Origin of the sequence: Maribacter aestuarii, assembly GCF_027474845.2 — a bacterium.
Classification (GTDB): Bacteria; Bacteroidota; Bacteroidia; order Flavobacteriales; family Flavobacteriaceae; genus Maribacter; species Maribacter aestuarii.
This window is the reverse complement of record NZ_CP107031.2, coordinates 1,708,040-1,725,141: the sequence shown is the minus strand read 5'-3', so window position 1 is coordinate 1,725,141 and position 17,102 is coordinate 1,708,040. Positions and strand designations below refer to the sequence as shown.

Annotated in this window: 16 protein-coding genes; 5 read left to right on the top strand and 11 right to left on the bottom strand. The window is 40.4% G+C overall.

Annotation, left to right across the window (positions count from 1 at the left end):
* Positions 1–605: 605 nt before the first annotated feature.
* The 3 genes from N8A89_RS07880 to N8A89_RS07870 are packed head-to-tail and all read left to right on the top strand — an operon-like array spanning position 606 to position 2,412.
* Positions 606–1,037: an RpiB/LacA/LacB family sugar-phosphate isomerase gene (locus N8A89_RS07880; protein WP_281541765.1), complete on the top strand. Its 432-nt coding sequence runs from the start codon at positions 606–608 to the stop codon at positions 1,035–1,037.
* An 11-nt stretch (positions 1,038–1,048) separates the two neighbouring features.
* Positions 1,049–1,972 (top strand): cation diffusion facilitator family transporter, encoded by a 924-nt coding sequence (locus N8A89_RS07875; protein ID WP_289645277.1) that lies wholly within the window; start codon positions 1,049–1,051, stop codon positions 1,970–1,972.
* Positions 1,972–2,412, top strand: a complete 441-nt coding sequence (locus N8A89_RS07870) for a GNAT family N-acetyltransferase (RefSeq protein WP_281541764.1) — start codon at positions 1,972–1,974, stop codon at positions 2,410–2,412. The genes N8A89_RS07875 and N8A89_RS07870 overlap by 1 nt, the downstream gene beginning before the upstream one ends.
* A gap of 47 nt (positions 2,413–2,459) precedes the next feature.
* Here the strand turns inward: N8A89_RS07870 and N8A89_RS07865 are convergent, their stop codons facing one another.
* From N8A89_RS07865 to dcm, 3 genes are all read right to left on the bottom strand, one after another.
* Positions 2,460–2,834, bottom strand: coding sequence for a hypothetical protein (locus N8A89_RS07865; RefSeq protein ID WP_281541763.1), 375 nt, complete (start codon positions 2,832–2,834; stop codon positions 2,460–2,462).
* 179 nt (positions 2,835–3,013) lie between these two features.
* Positions 3,014–3,628, bottom strand: a complete 615-nt coding sequence (locus tag N8A89_RS07860) for a hypothetical protein (protein WP_281541762.1) — start codon at positions 3,626–3,628, stop codon at positions 3,014–3,016.
* A 1-nt stretch (position 3,629) separates the two neighbouring features.
* Positions 3,630–4,856, bottom strand: a complete 1,227-nt coding sequence (gene dcm, locus N8A89_RS07855; RefSeq protein ID WP_281541761.1) for a DNA (cytosine-5-)-methyltransferase — start codon at positions 4,854–4,856, stop codon at positions 3,630–3,632.
* Between the two features lie 165 nt (positions 4,857–5,021).
* On the opposite strand from dcm, the gene N8A89_RS07850 reads away from it, so the two are divergent.
* Positions 5,022–6,212: a C40 family peptidase gene (locus N8A89_RS07850; RefSeq protein WP_281541760.1), complete on the top strand. Its 1,191-nt coding sequence runs from the start codon at positions 5,022–5,024 to the stop codon at positions 6,210–6,212.
* Between the two features lie 4 nt (positions 6,213–6,216).
* Here N8A89_RS07850 and N8A89_RS07845 read toward each other — a convergent pair whose 3' ends face one another.
* The 4 genes from N8A89_RS07845 to N8A89_RS07830 form a co-directional block, all read right to left on the bottom strand.
* Complete coding sequence (locus N8A89_RS07845) at positions 6,217–7,056, bottom strand: sodium:solute symporter family transporter (RefSeq protein ID WP_281541759.1); 840 nt, start codon at positions 7,054–7,056, stop codon at positions 6,217–6,219.
* Positions 7,057–7,091: 35 nt separating this feature from the next.
* Complete coding sequence (locus N8A89_RS07840) at positions 7,092–7,739, bottom strand: sodium:solute symporter family transporter (protein WP_289645273.1); 648 nt, start codon at positions 7,737–7,739, stop codon at positions 7,092–7,094.
* Positions 7,740–7,963: 224 nt separating this feature from the next.
* Entirely contained in the window at positions 7,964–9,445 is a 1,482-nt protein-coding gene (locus N8A89_RS07835; protein ID WP_281541757.1) for an acyl-CoA synthetase, read from the bottom strand.
* A 29-nt stretch (positions 9,446–9,474) separates the two neighbouring features.
* The gene (locus N8A89_RS07830; RefSeq protein ID WP_281541756.1) at positions 9,475–10,677 is read right to left on the bottom strand and encodes an alpha/beta hydrolase; all 1,203 of its coding nucleotides are present in this window, start codon (positions 10,675–10,677) and stop codon (positions 9,475–9,477) included.
* 134 nt (positions 10,678–10,811) lie between these two features.
* On the opposite strand from N8A89_RS07830, the gene N8A89_RS07825 reads away from it, so the two are divergent.
* The gene (locus N8A89_RS07825) at positions 10,812–12,365 is read left to right on the top strand and encodes a sulfatase family protein (protein ID WP_289645271.1); all 1,554 of its coding nucleotides are present in this window, start codon (positions 10,812–10,814) and stop codon (positions 12,363–12,365) included.
* A gap of 20 nt (positions 12,366–12,385) precedes the next feature.
* Here the strand turns inward: N8A89_RS07825 and N8A89_RS07820 are convergent, their stop codons facing one another.
* The 4 genes from N8A89_RS07820 to N8A89_RS07805 form a co-directional block, all read right to left on the bottom strand.
* A complete protein-coding gene (locus N8A89_RS07820; protein ID WP_289645269.1) occupies positions 12,386–13,129 on the bottom strand; it encodes a c-type cytochrome in 744 nt (247 codons plus the stop codon).
* A 20-nt stretch (positions 13,130–13,149) separates the two neighbouring features.
* Positions 13,150–14,529: an outer membrane protein assembly factor BamB family protein gene (locus N8A89_RS07815; protein ID WP_289645267.1), complete on the bottom strand. Its 1,380-nt coding sequence runs from the start codon at positions 14,527–14,529 to the stop codon at positions 13,150–13,152.
* A 76-nt stretch (positions 14,530–14,605) separates the two neighbouring features.
* Entirely contained in the window at positions 14,606–15,577 is a 972-nt protein-coding gene (locus N8A89_RS07810) for an MBL fold metallo-hydrolase (protein WP_281541753.1), read from the bottom strand.
* A complete protein-coding gene (locus N8A89_RS07805) occupies positions 15,577–17,088 on the bottom strand; it encodes a S10 family peptidase (protein ID WP_281541752.1) in 1,512 nt (503 codons plus the stop codon). The genes N8A89_RS07810 and N8A89_RS07805 overlap by 1 nt, the downstream gene beginning before the upstream one ends.
* Positions 17,089–17,102 lie beyond the last annotated feature (14 nt).

The window sequence follows — 17,102 nt, the reverse complement described above, 5'->3', positions numbered from 1 at the left end:
CTAGCTATTTAGACAACATGGTTCTAATTGATATCAACTTTACAGGTTATCAACATTTATTATATTATTATTTTCTCATTTTAAAATTTAAAATAAAAATGGTGATTATGATAGCTTGTTAATAGTAGGGATAAAAAATTTACTCATTACTTGCTTTAGTTAGATACCATAAGTTGTTGACAGGCAATTCTAGCTTAATAATATTGATAATCAGAAATTTGATAGAGTTATCACTGTTGGTTAATAACTACTTTCAACATGTTTTTATTGATAAATTAAAGTGAGATTGATGTTAACTAAAGGGTCTTGATTTCTTTAAATGATGTAACTAAATATTATAGTTTAATTATGTAGTTAAAAAAATTATTTACAAGCAGAATAGAATTGTAATTGACAACTTTAAGTGTAATTTTTTGTAAACATTTTTTAAAGGTTATACCACAAGTACTAACCCACTAATGAACAATTAATTTTATTGAAAACTATATTTATGTTGTCAAACATAGATTTTTTGTGGTGAGCTACTGTATGTTGTACCTTTATCCTATTAAAATTGATGTTTCCCCAACTTAACATTACTATGTAACTCTATTAAACTTCGCCATATGAAAATAGCTATAGGTAACGACCATGCCGGAACGGAATATAAGCTTGCCGTAATAGGTTTATTGAAATCCATGCAAATAGAAGTGCTTAACCATGGTACGGATGGTTCCGATAGTGTGGATTATCCAGATTTTGTACATCCCGTTGCCCAAGATGTGGAAGATGGTACCGTGGATTATGGTATCATTATCTGTGGAAGTGGTAACGGCGCATCAATGACGGCCAATAAGCATCAGAAAGTACGTGCCGCACTTTGTTGGAACAAAGAAATTGTTGAATTAGCCAGGGAACACAACGATGCGAACATATTAAGTTTGCCAGCTAGGTATATAGCTCTGCCCCAGGCATTGGAAATGGTAACTACGTTCTTAAAAACTGAATTTGCTGGAGGTAGGCATGAACGTCGTGTAGAAAAAATACCGTGTAAATAGCTCAATATAATATGGGTCACGGACACCACCACCATCATTCGCATGGACATTCGCACCCAAAGGTAAAAGGGAAGAATCTTCTTATTTCTATTTTCCTTAATATAATTATAACGGTATCCCAAGTAATAGGAGGTCTTATCTCTGGAAGTTTGGCCTTAATTTCGGATGCGCTTCACAATTTTAGCGATGTACTTTCGCTTATCGTAAGTTATATCGCCAATGTACTTTCTAAGAAAGAGGCCTCCACAAACAAGACTTTTGGTTACAAAAGAGCGGAAATTATCGCCGCATTTGTAAATTCTGCTACGCTAATCGTGGTTGCGATTATATTGATAAAAGAAGCCATCGAAAGGTTTATCACTCCCGAGGAAATCGAATCAGACCTTGTTATTTGGTTGTCGCTATTAGGGATAGCAGCCAACGGTTTTAGTGTGCTCCTGATAAAAAAGGACGCCAATAGCAATATGAACATGAAATCGGCCTATTTGCATTTATTGACGGATATGATGGCGTCAGTTGCCGTCTTAATAGGGGGGTTGTTAATGAAATTTTATCAAACGTATTGGGTAGATCCAGCCCTTACACTGGCCATAGCCCTTTATCTTATTTACATGGGTTATGACCTTTTGAAGGATTCCACGCGTGTTCTTATGCTTTTCACGCCCAACACTGTTCAAGTGCAGCACATTGTGCAAAGTATTGTTAAAATTCAACCGGTAAAGAATGTACACCACGTACATATTTGGCAATTGAACGAAGATGAAGTTCACTTAGAGGCTCATATCGATTTTAACGAGGATATAAAACTATCCCAATTTGATGATATCTTAGAAAAAATTGAAGACGAACTGTATCATAATCACGGAATCAATCACGTAAACATTCAACCAGAATTTGGTAAGTGCGATAGTAAGGATATAATAGTACAGGACTAATGAACATATCCATTAAGGCCTTTGAGGAACTCCAAACAGAAGAACTATACGATATTCTGCAATTAAGAAGCGCAGTGTTCGTCGTTGAACAAGACTGCGTATATCAAGATTTGGACGGAAAAGACAAAAGAGCACTTCATGTCATAGGAAAAAAAGAGAACAAGGTTGTGGCTTATACCCGCATTTTTGGACCTGGGGATTATTTTAATGAAGCCAGTATTGGAAGAGTTGTTGTTGAGCAAAAAGAAAGAAAATATGGCTATGGCAAACAAATTATGGAGGCATCCATAAAAGCAATACAGGATGAATATAATGTTGATATCATTAAACTATCCGCGCAAACTTATCTTAAAAATTTCTATACCGATTTAGGGTTCGTTTCGGTTGGAGAGCCCTATCTAGAGGATGGTATACCTCACGTGGCCATGGTTAGAACGTAAAAAGACCGCTACAAAGCGGTCTTTTTATATATTTTTAAGGTTGAAATTTATATCTTAATAGGCTCCTTGTTGGACAGGTTAATATCCTCTAACATGGTATCTGTAAACTTATAGTGTCCTCTAGTGGTTATTATTCTGAATCTATTGGAATTCATTCTACTCAATGTATCCAAGAACAACCATTTGGTCTTTAATAACCTTGGTTTCTCTGATTTTAAACTAATATCAAAAAAATATTTTCTTCCATTTTTAAGGGCAACTATATCCGGGGTAATTTTGGAATCACTTCCTTTTCTGATATAGGATTTTGGGGTTTCATAACCCTCCATATCAGCTTTGATATTCTCAAAACCAGTGGCCTCTAAATGTTGTATCGACTTCTCTAAAAATGCGTTGTTTTCTGACTTTTCTACTTTAACCATAAATTGTAAGATATCATTATTTATTAGAAATCCAAATTTAAAGAGTTGCTTAACAGCATTTTAACGTAATTAGAAGATTATTGCCATAGTCGATACACTAATACAGTTAAGGGCCAGGCTTTTTTATCACGGCGTTATTACTTTATTAAAATTTTGACTGACAGGTCATAGGTCATCTATTAGACTAAGCGTTTGGCCAGGCCGTTTTTAAGTAAAAAATCTAATCTTAAAATTAGATTGATTGGTTTTTCCGCTTTATGCATATTGGAAAAATAGAGATATCCTTCCATTTTAGCATTCAGCGCATCTATTTCTATTTTTCCCGAGGAACCATCATATTTTCTTATTATGCTATTCAGTTTGGTTTCGGACAATCCCTTACTTTCCAATAGAGACAAAAGCCTCTTACGGTTTACCATAGTTATTTTGCACGAAGTGTAGGAGTTGGGTTCGTCACAATATATGCCTGTGATCAACGAGTAAAAATCGGTTTTCTTATTGGCATCGAATAACCATCCTTTTTTTACTTTTCCGTTTTTTTGGTATCCCAGTTCAAAAGCGAAGGTCGGTAAATCATCGTTAATGTAATCTAATTGCGCTTTTTCATCTATAAAATAGGTTTTGTTGTTGCTTCTTTTGGTAAGAATAAGGTCAATACCTGCTAGTTGACTTTTTAAATCTGAAATTCGCTCAAAATCATAATGTCTCAAATGATTAGCATAATAGGCATCGAGAAGAACTGATAGTCTTTGTTCCTTTTCTAAATCTGCGCTAAAAGTGCTTTTTGATGCCACATTAAGAATTTATCCTCTGGAATAGGGATTCTCCTATTTTTTCCACAACCCCCACCACTAAGGCATTGCCCATGAAAAAAGCACGCTTGGTATCGCTGATGCCCTCTAGCAGAGTATGATTGTCCGGGAACATGTTCAGTCGCTCCAACTCTATGGGAGTCAACCTTCTGAGGCCTTTTTTGGTTTGTACCACGTGCTTAAAGCGCGAGGGGCTTTTACCGCCTTCTCCCGTAATAATTGTGCGGGAGGCTTTATCTAGCGCATCCGGGAAAATCATTCCTCCCTCACTATACTTGTATTCAAAACCACTTTTAGCGGTACGCATCTCTTTTTTTGCTCCCTTTAAATAGGCCCATTTTGGAAAATCTGCTTCCGGTATAAAGAAATCCCTGGTCACTTTTCCATTTTGGAGGATATCCCCCAAAATAGCATTTGGCCCATCGTAGTTGGGAGCAGTTTTGGTGGTAAATACCTGTCCGTTTATAAAAACTCCGCTATTTTGAAACGGGGATAGTTTTCCTTCTTTATTAAAGTTTTCAGAAAGGGCTACCAAATCACCATCAATAGAAAATGAATTTCTCGGATGGGACATATTCTTGACGGGAAATGCTTTGGCAATGGTGCCGGAATTATGAATCCAGTCTACCTTGTCTCCATTTTTAATCGATTTATACAAGGATGTAGACTTATGGTACCCTAGGAAAAAAACACGTCTACGCCGTTGCGGCATTCCGTAATCAGCAGCATTAATGACCCGCCATTCCACGGCATAACCTAATTCATCCAAGCTTTTGAGCATAATGGCAAAATCCCTTCCCCGCTGCGTGGAGGGGGATTTAAGCAGTCGATCTACATTTTCTAGAAACAAGTATTTTGGAGGCGTTTTCTTTTCAGAAAGGATACGGTTTATGCTCCACCATAAGACCCCTTTTTTTCCAATGAGCCCCTTGGAATTTTGTAGCGTTGTCGCAACCGAATAATCTTGGCACGGGAATCCACCAACGAGAACATCGGCATCCGGAACATCTGAAGTAGGCACTTGGGAAATATCCGCGTTACTATGATTTTCTCCTCCAAAACATTTTTCATAGACCATGGACGCGTGCTGTGTTTTGGTGCTGGGCTCCCATTGATTGCTCCAAACTACCTTATACTTGCCCTTTTTTTCCAAACCCAAACGAAAACCGCCAACACCGGCAAAAAGCTCTATGACTCTTAATTTCTCCATCACTAGCGAATTTAAGGAAAATCAAAACGAATTTCATCGCATAATCTAGTTGTCAAGCCGAGTCTTAACCTCATAATAAATGCTAGATCAATGATTATTTCTTAAACCATCTGGTTCCATAAGCCATTTCAATAATTATGTATTTTTACTTAAAACTTTTCTTCTATGGGTTTTCAAAAAATCACTTTGTGCAATTTATTCTTAAGCGTACTACTTACATCCTGCAACCTTGATAAGAATAGGGAGAATACTGTTGATGCTGCTATTGATTCTATTCAAAAACAGTATGCTCCTGACAAACGTGTGGCGTTATTTCAGATAGATGCCGTAAAACAAGGGCAAAAGACGGTCTTACAAGGGGAAAGCAACTTACCGGAAGCTATTACGACGTTGCATAATGTGTTAGACGAGCGGAAAATCGATTTTATTGATAGTATACAGCTATTGCCCGCATCGGAATTAGGGGACGAGACACAAGGGGTTGTCAACATATCGGTCGCTAATTTAAGAAGTAATCCCAAACATACCGCCGAATTAGCTACCCAAGCCACCCTTGGCACCCCGATAAAGGTATTAAAGAAGGAGGGAAGCTGGTATTATGTTCAGACTCCAGATAAATATTTATCCTGGGTGGATGCAGGTGGTATTACGCTGATGAACCCGAAACGTTTTGAGGAATGGCGTTCGCAGGATAAAATCATCTTCACAAAAACATACGGACATTCTTATAATGCGGTAGATGAGGAAGAAATTATCTCAGATTTGGTGGCAGGCAATGTTTTGGGATTTGTAAAAAACATTGATGGATTTTTTGTAGTGTCCTATCCGGATGGGCGCCTCGCACTGGTTAAGGATAAAGAAGCAGAGGATTATTCTGGCTGGTTGCAACAAATGAACCGGACTGCCGATGACCTGGTGGCCACCTCTAAAAAACTAATAGGCGTACCTTATTTGTGGGGCGGAACTTCTACCAAAGGCATGGACTGTAGCGGCTTTACGAAAACCATTTATTTCCTTAACGGGATGGTTATCCCCAGGGATGCCTCCCAACAGGTAAATACCGGTAAACCTATAGATTCGATTAGCAATTTTGAAAATTTGGAAAGGGGTGATCTTTTATTCTTTGGAAGGAAAGTCACGGATTCTACTGCAGAAAAAGTGGTACATGTAGGTATGTGGATTGGTGATAACGAGTTCATTCACGCCTCAGAAATGGTTCGGATAAGCAGTATGGATCCGAGTGCTGAAAATTATGACGAGTTTAATAGAGACCGCTATTTACGAACTAAAAGGATTTTAAAGGAAACCGATGAGAGGCTAATAAATTTAGCGCAGACCCCTATTTTTAAGGACTAATTATTTAAGCTTTTCCGAATACCTTTTCCAAGTGTTTTTCATCAGGAATTCGTTTTATGCTACATAAACTCACCACCACATAAGTAAGCATCGAAATTAGGAATGCTGGAATAATTTCGTGTATATCATTTAAGGTTTCATATTCAAATCGAAAAGCAAATCGCCAAGTAATATTTACTACCATACCTGCTATCATAGAGGCCATAGCCCCTAAATCTGTTCCCCACTTTAGATATAAACCTCCAAAAATTGCAGGAAAGAAACTGGCCGCGAAGACCGCCCCAGCAAACGCAGTTAGTTCTACAATCCCTGCCATTGGAAAGAGGGTCATCCCAAAAACAATACTACAGTAAATAGCCATAAACCATTTGGTTCTTGAAATAATCCTATTTTCTGGCATAGGTTTGATAACATGCCAAACATCCTTTACAAATGCAGTTCCAACGATAATGATTACCGAGGCCAAAGAAGACATCCCCGCAGCAAAAAGACCAGCAACACAAATACCGCTAACCAATTTATTGTCATACTTATCAAGCATAAACCCTACGACCTCATCGGTATTATGTATTAAATAGTTTGCTTCTTCTTGAGTCGCCATCCCATGCACCAAAGCCCCCAGGCCCATTACGCACACCAAAGAAATACCCAAGAAAACAGGCGTCCATATCATGGCAAAGCGCATACTTTTAGCATTATTGATAGAATAAAAACGTATGAGATTTTTCGGTTCTGAAATTTGTTTCATTCCGATAGAAAGCCCAATTCCCAATATGTACAAAAAGGAAACAAGTTCCCCAAAGGTGACTAACCCTGATTGAATAGGTGCCCCAGACTTGGTCAAATGTGATGTGTTGGAAATTGTCTCGAAAAGATTATCTACCCCCCTACGAATATGAATGGAATAGCCAACATGAGAATGGCTACCCCGAACATAATAATACCCTGTATGGCATCTGTCCAAAGCACACTATACATCCCGCCCCAAATGGTGTAAGCGCAGGTTATGAATATGATACCAAAGGCACCATATTCATAAGGAATGTCCAATACCGCCGTAAGCACGTGGGCACAGCCTTTGGCGATTCCAATCATGTACCACAAGGTCGCGAAAAGGATAATGACAGCCGATAAAACCCGAATGCTTTTTGCCAAGTTACTCTTGTACCTTAAGTGAAAATAGTCTGGGATGGTAAATGATCTTAGGCGTGCGGTTTGAAAACGCATTTTAGGACCTAATAACTGCCAGGAAATAATGCAAAAGACGGTCCAAATAATTCCCATCCACGCCCAAGACAACCCATATTCAAAAGATTTTCCCGCCTGTCCTATGTATGTGTTCGTACTTGCGGATGTTGAGAAAAAGGCTAAAGAAATGACCCAGCCAGGAATTTCTCGTTTGGCCACATAATATCCCTCGACACCTTGTGACGCCTTTTTCTTAAAGTACCATCCAACGTAAAGACAGCCCCCCACATATATTGCGGTAAGAATTAGCGTTACGTAATGCTCATAGAAATAGTCCACTATTTTTTAGGCTTATCATCTTGTTCATCTATAGTAATGTCCCTACGCAGTACCAAAAGGGCATTTATTATTACCAGAACAAGTATTCCGATATAAGGGAAAAGTGTTAGTGTATCCATAAGCCTTAAATTTTTTCTTTTATCTAGAATTAGGTTCAATGTATACCCGGAAGGGCTTTGTAGGCATGACGTGATTTCTAATCGAACCCACTTATTGGTATTTTTCTAGTTAAACATTTTTTTTACTTCATTTTTGGTGACCTTGCCAAGCACATTTCTTGGCAGCTCCTTTTTCACGATGAATCTTCTTGGAACCTTGTAGGCAGGAAGATACGCTCTTAACCATTCGGATATTTTTATGGTATCTACCGCTTGGTTCTGGCCAATTATGCACGCCGCAACCACTTCGCCCCATTCCTCGTCGGGTAACCCCACTACGGCGCAATCAGCAACCTCTACGTGTTTTCTTAACACGTCTTCAATCTCCAAGGCAGATATTTTGTATCCTCCAGATTTAATAATATCAACACTGTCCCGGCCCAATATTTTATACATTCCACCATTGAACACTCCAATATCACCCGTAATGAACCACCCATCTTTTGTAAAAGCTTTTGCCGTGGCATCAGGTTTACCCCAATATTCCTTAAATACACTTGGACCCTTAATCTGAAATTCCCCAGGCGCTCCCGGTTCAACCGGATTATTGTCCAAGTCCACTAAGCGCATATCAACACCAGGTAATGGCAGTCCCACATGACCCGGCCTGCGTTCTCCCCGGTACGAATTAGAAAGCCCCATCCCAATCTCGGTCATGCCATAACGTTCCAAAAGTGTCTGGCCCGTAATTTCTTCCCATTTTTCCAACACGGTTACGGGAAGCGCCGCAGAACCAGAAACCATTAACCTTAGCTTGGATGCCGCCGCTGTAAGTACTTGTTGCTCTTGGTCTACGGCGCTTTCCCAATAAGAAATAAGTTTGTAATATATCGTGGGAACCGCCATAAAGAGACTTAACCTTCCAGATTTAACAACCTCCCAAGCGCTTGCTGCATCGAATCTTGGCAGGAACTCGCAGCAAGCACCACTCCATAGGGCACAACTCAATACATTTATAATTCCATGCACATGATGCAAGGGCAAAATATTGAGAATATGATCTTCCTTTTTCCATTCCCATGCTTTGACCAGGGTTGTAATTTGAGCTTCAATATTTGCATGGGTAGTAACTACACCCTTTGGTTTACTGGTCGTACCACTTGTATAGAGAATCATGGCGCTTCGGAACGGAGCAATTTGCGGTAAATCGACGGTTGCTTCCCTTAAAATAGTGTTCAGCGCTACGATTCTAACACCGGTCTTTTTTTCTAAAGGCTTTAAAAAATCAAAATAATCCGGATGTGCGATAACCATTTGGGCCTTGGTGTCTTCTATGACATATTGTATGGAGGGCAATGGGTGCAATACGCACAATGGAACCGCAATTCCGCCTGCAGCCCATATTCCCCATTGTACGGCGACATATTCAAAAGAAGGTGGTACCAAATATGTAATTGGGTCTTGGTTGAGGTCCTTCCTTCCTTGTAAAAGATGGGCCGCCACTGTTCTAGTGACACTTAAAAGTGTGGCATAGGAATAGTATTGGCCATGGGATAGAATGGCATTTCTATCCGCATATTCTTTTGATTTGTTTATTAAGGACGACATTGACTGGTATTATAGGATAAGGTATTATTTTATTGTAACATAGTCACCTTTAAGAGGGTGATAATTTTTTTGCTGTATTCCCTTTGCTTCTGGGTACTCTTTGGGTTTATATTTGGATTTGTACGCTCCGAAAGACTGGCAAATATTTTGTAGCGCAGCCGGTGAATCATCTTTTTGGTTTCCTCACCTCCTTTATCGTACTGCTTTTTCAGTTTTTTAAATGCCTTTTTCCACCAATCTAGATTTAATGCCTCAGGATTAACATACTCAGATTTAATACGCTCAAAATAAACCGTTGTTAACTTCCGTTCATAGGCAATGGCTTTAGATTTTTCTTTGGAACCAATTCTGAATGCGGGTTGATTTCTTATTGTTTTGATTTTTGCCGTGACACTGTCCAAATCATAAATACTACCAAAATTCTGTCGTAGTCTATTGAAATCTTCAACCGCTAATAGAGCATCTCCATTTTTCAATTTCCTTTCCGCTTTATCGTAACCGGAGACATACAAATTCTTGAGCTGTTTCTCTTCCAACGTAACCACACCTTTTTTATGAAGCTCCACAAATAGCCAGTCAAAGGATTCTACTATTTTTTCGTCCGGAGGCCAACGATGCGCGGCATCATAGGTGAATAAGGTTTTATGGAACTTTAAACGCTCTAGAAAAGGCATCAAATCCAGCATTTCAATGTAGTTCATGTCTCGATTCCCACAGATTCCCGCGTAAAGGAATTCAGCTTCATAGGGCATATGAGCAGGCTGCAAGGAGAATCCGGCACCGCAGCCTATGACACCGGCGATACCATCACTTAAGGAAGCAATACTTGCGGCTATCCTTGAGCCCCCAGAAAAACCACTTAAGAAAACCTGTTCATTATTTATTGCGAATTGGCTGAACACATAATCAAACAAGCGAGAGGCTATAATAAAGTTGCGGTCATAAGGACCGTTCTTAGAGTTATTTGAACACACCAAGATAACACCATATTTCTCAGAAGCAATCAGGAACGGGGAGATACCAACTTTACCACGTCCAGCCGGTTCAAAAATAAAGACGATTGACGATAGTTTTTCAGAGGAATAATTGCTTGGAAGATAGAGAGCGAAGTTTTCGATATTTGAATCTGCCACGGGTATGGAATCTATAATTTCACCCACATTAAAAGCCGACTGCCCCAAAGCAAGTAATGTCAAAAAAAGTGTAGGAAGAAGAACGACATATTTCATCATAATAATGTTCAAGTAGAACTAAGAATTTATATTTTAATGAGTCCTCTAATCCAGTATCTGGGGAATGCACACGAAAGATCCCTACCGAAATCTCCTAATGGATTGTTATATTTAACGGAATGTAAATAAAACACATGAAACTACCAACGGCATCAAATAGGAAGTTCATCAGTTTACTGTTCTTAATAGTCTTGGCGATAGTTTTGTCAGCTAACATAAAGTCAAAACCTATCGGAATTAGCGAGACTTATGTAAAACCGAATATCCTATTCCTAATTGCGGATGACTGGTCTTACCCAAATGCTGGAGTCTATGGGGACTCTACCGTTCGCACACCAACTTTTGACCGTTTAGCCAACGAGGGAGCCTTATTTGAAAATGCCTATTGTTCCGCACCTTCTTGTTCGCCCTCAAGGGCCAGTATTCTTTTAGGGCGCTATCCCCACCAAAACGAAAGCGCAGGTAATTTATGGTCGGTCATACCCAAGAAATTTCCGAACTGGGTATCCTTACTGGAAACCTCGGGCTATCACACGGGCATGAGCAGAAAAGGCTGGGGTCCGGGCAATTTTAAAGCGGGTGGATACGAACATAATCCTGCAGGAAATGAGTACATTGATTTTGAAACCTTTTTATCCGATAGAAAGGACGACCAACCCTTTGTATACTGGTTTGGCAGTCAGGATCCACATCGCACCTACGAAACCAATGCCGGAATACAGACGGGAATGGAAGCGGCTTCTATAAATGTGCCAGGATTTCTTCCGGACACCCCTTGTGTGCGAAATGATATTATGGACTATTATTTTGAGGTTGAGCGATTTGATCGTGAATCTGGAAATATAATAGATGTGCTGGAGCAGCATGGATTATTGGATAACACCCTTATAGTTATGACCAGTGACAACGGCATGCCCTTTCCAAGAGCAAAGGCCAACCTATATGATTATGGAACCCGAATGCCGCTTGCCATATATTGGAAGAACCATATAGATGGGGGAATACGTATTTCGGATTTTATGAACTTCATAGATTTCGGACCTACATTTCTTGAGGCGGCGAAAATCGAAATTCCGGAGGAATTTAGCGGGCATAGTCTAATGGAACTATTTGGCGATAAAAAATCGACTAATATCTACAGAAGTAAGGTTTTTTTAGAACGTGAGCGACATGCCAATGTCCGCAAAGGAGATTTGAGTTACCCGGCCAGAGCGGTTCGCACTAAGGATTTTCTATATATAAAGAATTTTGAACCAGACCGATGGCCCGCCGGGGACCCTGAGGTCCATATTTCAGTAGGTCAATATGGCGATGTGGATAATTCTATTTCCAAATTCACAATTATGATGATGGAGGGTAAGCCTAGCGATAAAGACTATTTTGCACTAGCTTTTTCCAAAAGACCTGCGGAAGAATTGTACGTATTGGCAAATGACCCTTATAATTTGAAAAACGTAGCCGATAACCCGAAGTATAAAGATGTGCTAGCTACTTTACAAAACGAATTACAAAATTGGATGGCCCGTACAGAAGACCTCCGTGCTACGGAACCAAAAACCGATTATTGGGATAAGGTGGTATATACTCCTGATTATCAATTTCAAAACTATGATTTGCAAAAGGAATTTAATGATTATAAAATATTGATACGTGAAGGAGGGGGTTTCAAAGAAACAAATTGCGAATAGCTAAAAATCTACCAAATAGTTCAAGGTGTCCCAAGAGCAAAGGCAATGATTTGATTTCCTTTTTTGGTTCCCAACTTTTCTCCACCACAGGCGATGGCAATGTATTGCTTGCCATTAACCTCATACATTGCTGGTGTTGCAAATGCCGCCGCAGGAAGTTGATATTCCCATAAAAGGGCTCCATTTTCCTTATCAAATACTCGAAAGTAACCGTCCTTGGTCGCCCCAATGAACAACAGTCCATTTTCCGTAACCACTGGACCGCCGTAATTTTCCGTTCCGGTCCCGATGCCTTTTTCATCTAACTCTAGAGTATTGCCCAAAGGGATGGACCATTTATAGTCTCCAGTGTTCAAGTCAATGGCATGCATGGTACCCCAGGGAGGACCAATCCCCGGTAGCCCGTTACTGTCCAAAAATTTGGAGTACCCGGTATGTTTGTACAAAACTTGTTGAGCTTCATCAGCAACTATTTTCGTGGCCACTGTATGTTTTACCTCTTCGTTGTACAAATAGCGTAAAAGTGCTTGCAGTTCGTCTCCTTTAATTTGTGGAAACCCAGTCATCATACCTTTGCCATTGGTAATGATTTGGGAAACTTCGTTTTTTTCTTTCTTCAATTGGAGGTCAATAAGTGATGGAAATCCACTAGCAGCCATTGCTTTCCTATCCACTTGGTGGCAACTCACACAGTTTTTGAGATAAGTAGCCTCACCTAAAGGGGTGCTACTGGCAATTGTGGTATTCGGAGCCACTTGTAACATCCAGGGCATTTCATTGGAGTTTACATATAGAATGCCCTCATTGGGGTCAGCAGCCGCCCCCCCCATTCGGCACCTCCGTCGTATCCGGGCAACAACAGGTTCGGGGTAATATTGGGAGGGGCATATTGTCTTTTGTCAGCGGTATTAAAGATGTCCAAAAGTTCCGCTCTGTTTTTCGCAAAGGGGCTTATATCCTCTGCCATCAAGTCTTGTGACATCCGAGCATAAGGCTTGGGTTTAATAGGAATGGGTTGTGTAGGCCATGCCTGCTCTCCATCTAGACCCGATGGCGGCACGGGTGTTTCTTTAATGTCAAAAAGAGGCTCCCCTGTTAGTCTATTAAAGACAAATACATAACCCTGTTTAGTGACCTGTGCAACAGCGGGAATTTTTTTTCCATCTCGTTCCACTGTCAAAAGATTTGGAGGAGCAGGAGGGTCCCGATCCCAAATATCATGATGGGTGAATTGAAAATGCCATAATCGTTCTCCAGTATTGGCATTCAGGGCTACTAAGGAATTCGCATATAGATTGCTTCCCAAGCGCACCCCGCCATAAAAATCTGGAGCTGCTGAACCGGTAGGAACATAAAGTATCTCCGCTTCTTCATCAACGGCCATCCCGGCCCAGTTGTTCGCTGCTCCGATTATTGGACTTTTGTAAGCGGTTGAATCCTCCCACGTTTCAAAACCTTCTTCGCCTGGATATGGGATGGTGTGAAAGACCCATTGTAACTTGCCCGTAATTATATTGAACGCCATGACATCACCAGGAGCGGCTCCTTCTCCTTCGGAAACACGTAACGGCATAACTATTAAGTCTTTGAAGATGGTGCCGGGTGTATTGGATATTACGAATTTATCTTTAGCATTGTCCGGCATGCCGGAGCGCAAATCGATTTTTCCATTATCGCCAAAGGAAGAAATTGGTTCTCCGTTAAGGGCGTTTAAAGCAAAAAGATGAGGTCCACGGGTGCATAGAATGCGTTTGTCTTGCCCGCTTCCCCAATAAGAAACCCCTCTGCTTGTGGAATGCCATACCTTCACCGAATCCCCAAATTGCCAGATTTCCTTACCCGTTTCAGCATTTAAAGCAACGACACGAAGCGCAGCAGTAACTCCATAAAGAATGGAATCTACCACGATGGGATTCATTTGCATTTGTCCCCAATCCGGAGCTTCATAGGTCCATGCGACTTTAAGTTGACCCACATTTTCCTTCGTTATTTGGGACAGGGTAGAGTAATGACTGCGACCCGGGTCACCCAAATAGGAGGACCAGGTAACATAGTATTTTTCTTGGGGCAATTCACTCTTTTCCGTTCCACACCCTATTAATAGTAAGAGAGAGAGAACGGTAAATACATCAAATACCGAAAAACTCTTAAGAATTGTTTTCAAAGTAGATTGCATTTTTTTAAAAGTATGAAAAACTATATGGTCTATAAATTGGTCTTGTGCACTTTTTGAAGAATGTCTATAATTTGAACACCATTCCTTTACGAGCAATGCGGAAGCCTTTCTCGAGCACTTCTAGGGTTTGAGAGCTGTCTTCTTTTAGTAACGGATTGGTGTGGTTAAAATGTATAAAATGGATTTTCTTTTTTTCATTTGCCGAAAGGGATTCGAATAATTTTAGACTTTCTATTACGAACGGGTGTGGTATTCCCGATATGTCGCGTGTGTTCAGTTCTTCTCCATCAAAAAAAGTAGCATCCAAAAATGCATAATCAACATGGCCTATCAGGTCGACTACAGACGTATCCCAAACGGACCATTTATCAATATCCGGGATAAATAAAGCGCTTTTATTAGGCCCGTAAATTTTATACCCCACTGTTTCTGAATATTCATCTCGATGTGGAACGACAAAAGGAACTATTTTAAGTTGGTTCGTTAGCTCCACTTCATTTTCATGATCTAATGGATGGATGTCTATATTTCCGTTGGCAACTAATTGACTCCAAGGACCATTATCCTCCAAAAAAGATTTCATCTTGGGCATGGCGAAAACAGGAACTTTGTCCGCATTAACAGCTTCTTTTCCTAAATACATCAATCCGGTATAATGTCCGATATGGGCATGCGTCAAGAAAATGCCATTGGGTAATTCTTGACTTTCGGCATTCATTGTTTCACTTAAAAATTTTGTCTGTTTAGTGATGGCAGGCGTAGCTTCAAAAAGATAACTCTTATTATCATTATAATCTATTATTCCTAGAGAAACAACTTCTCTAGACTCGCTGGAGTCGATAAACAATTGCGCACAACACTCTTTTTTACACGCAATTTGCGGGGAGCCGGCATCCTGTGCAGTGCCTAACACCACTAGGGAAACAGCTTCTTTGCTATCCTCCGTTGCCAGATTTGAAGGTATATTGGTCTTAGCTTCTTCTTTACAATTGCAAAAAAAGAGCAGGGTAAATAGGACGAGGGGTAGCGCACGCATCAGTTTTGAGTTAAAAAGGTTCTGATATCCTTGGACAGTTTTTCTAAATCTGGTTGATGGGTGTACATCATGTGACCTCCTTCGTAATAAGTCACGTCTACACGATCATTGACAATTCCATTTCTGGAAAAGGTATATTCGGCATCGAAAAATGGCGTAATCAAATCGTAGTACCCACTAGCCACCAACACTTTTAAATCAGTATTTCTTCGCATAGCCTCTCCTAAATCGGGTGCAGTGTTAACTGGTGTAGGTTCCCAATAACTTCCATCCGGAATTGTTCTCCAACGCCACTTTTGGCCAATTTTACTGTTGGAAGTAAGATATGGCCGGTCCATTTCTACGTTTAGCATCGATGCGTAATAGTGGTTCAACGCCGCGGTATAGGCAGCTCCAATCCTATAACTGGCCGGATCTCCTAAAGTGGGCCTATCGGCAACATTATCCGATTCATCTCCCATAAAGCGACCATCCAACCTTCCAATGGTAAGTCCTTCGTCGTATAACAAACGTTTTTGAAACCTGGGAACGAGGACCCTTAGATTCGACTTTAAAATATACGCTTTGTCCAGTCCCGTGAAGTAGGCTAGTTTATCGGCAATATTGTCACGCTCAGCCTTTGATAGTAGGTCTCCCTTGTATAGCGCTGGGGTATAGGTATTATATGTAAACTCCCTGGCTTCTTGTACAAAATCTTCCAGACTTTTACCTGCTCCGGCTTTCTTGTGATACCATGCGGTTGCGGCCATACCAGGCAGATAGGTTATATAGGACGTAATGTTGTAATGGTCTGAAGTAGAACCGGCATAGTCCAAAGCTTGGGATATAAGGATCAAACCATTAAGGGCCATGTTTTGTCCCCCGCCTTCCAGTTCCTTGGCAACCGCTGCCGCTCTTGTCGTTCCAAAACTTTCGCCTGCAAGATATTTTGGGGACATCCATCGTTTGTTATCAGTTATCCATTTTCGAATGAAAGCGGTGACAGATTTAGCATCTTCCTTTAAACCCCAATAATCTTTTTCTTTACCTTTTCCTATTACCCTGCTGTATCCAGTTCCAACGGGGTCAATAAACACGAAATCGGTCAAGTCCAAAAGTCCATACTCGTTATTTTTTAGTAAATAGGGCGCCGCACCATCATCTTTGTTTGCTTCTGAATCTACCATTACCAATTTTGGTCCAAAAAGGCCCATGTGTAACCATACAGATGCGGAACCTGGACCACCGTTAAACACAAAAGTTACTGGCCTTTTAGAAACTTCTTTCGTGTTGTTCAGCGTATAAGCGACCGACCAAAAAGAGGCGACCGAATCTCCTTTATCGTTGGTCAAATAGGTCTCCTTGGCAGTAGCCGTATAGGCAAGGGTTTTGCCATTAAACACTCCCTCGTGTGTTGTAATGAAAGATTTTGCAGGTGGAATTTGTTTTATGGAATCCTGTTTCTCCGATGTTTGAGGGAAAACAGTATTTGACAAGAACAAAACATATAAAAACAGAAAACAATTCTTCATCTCTCAGCTTATTT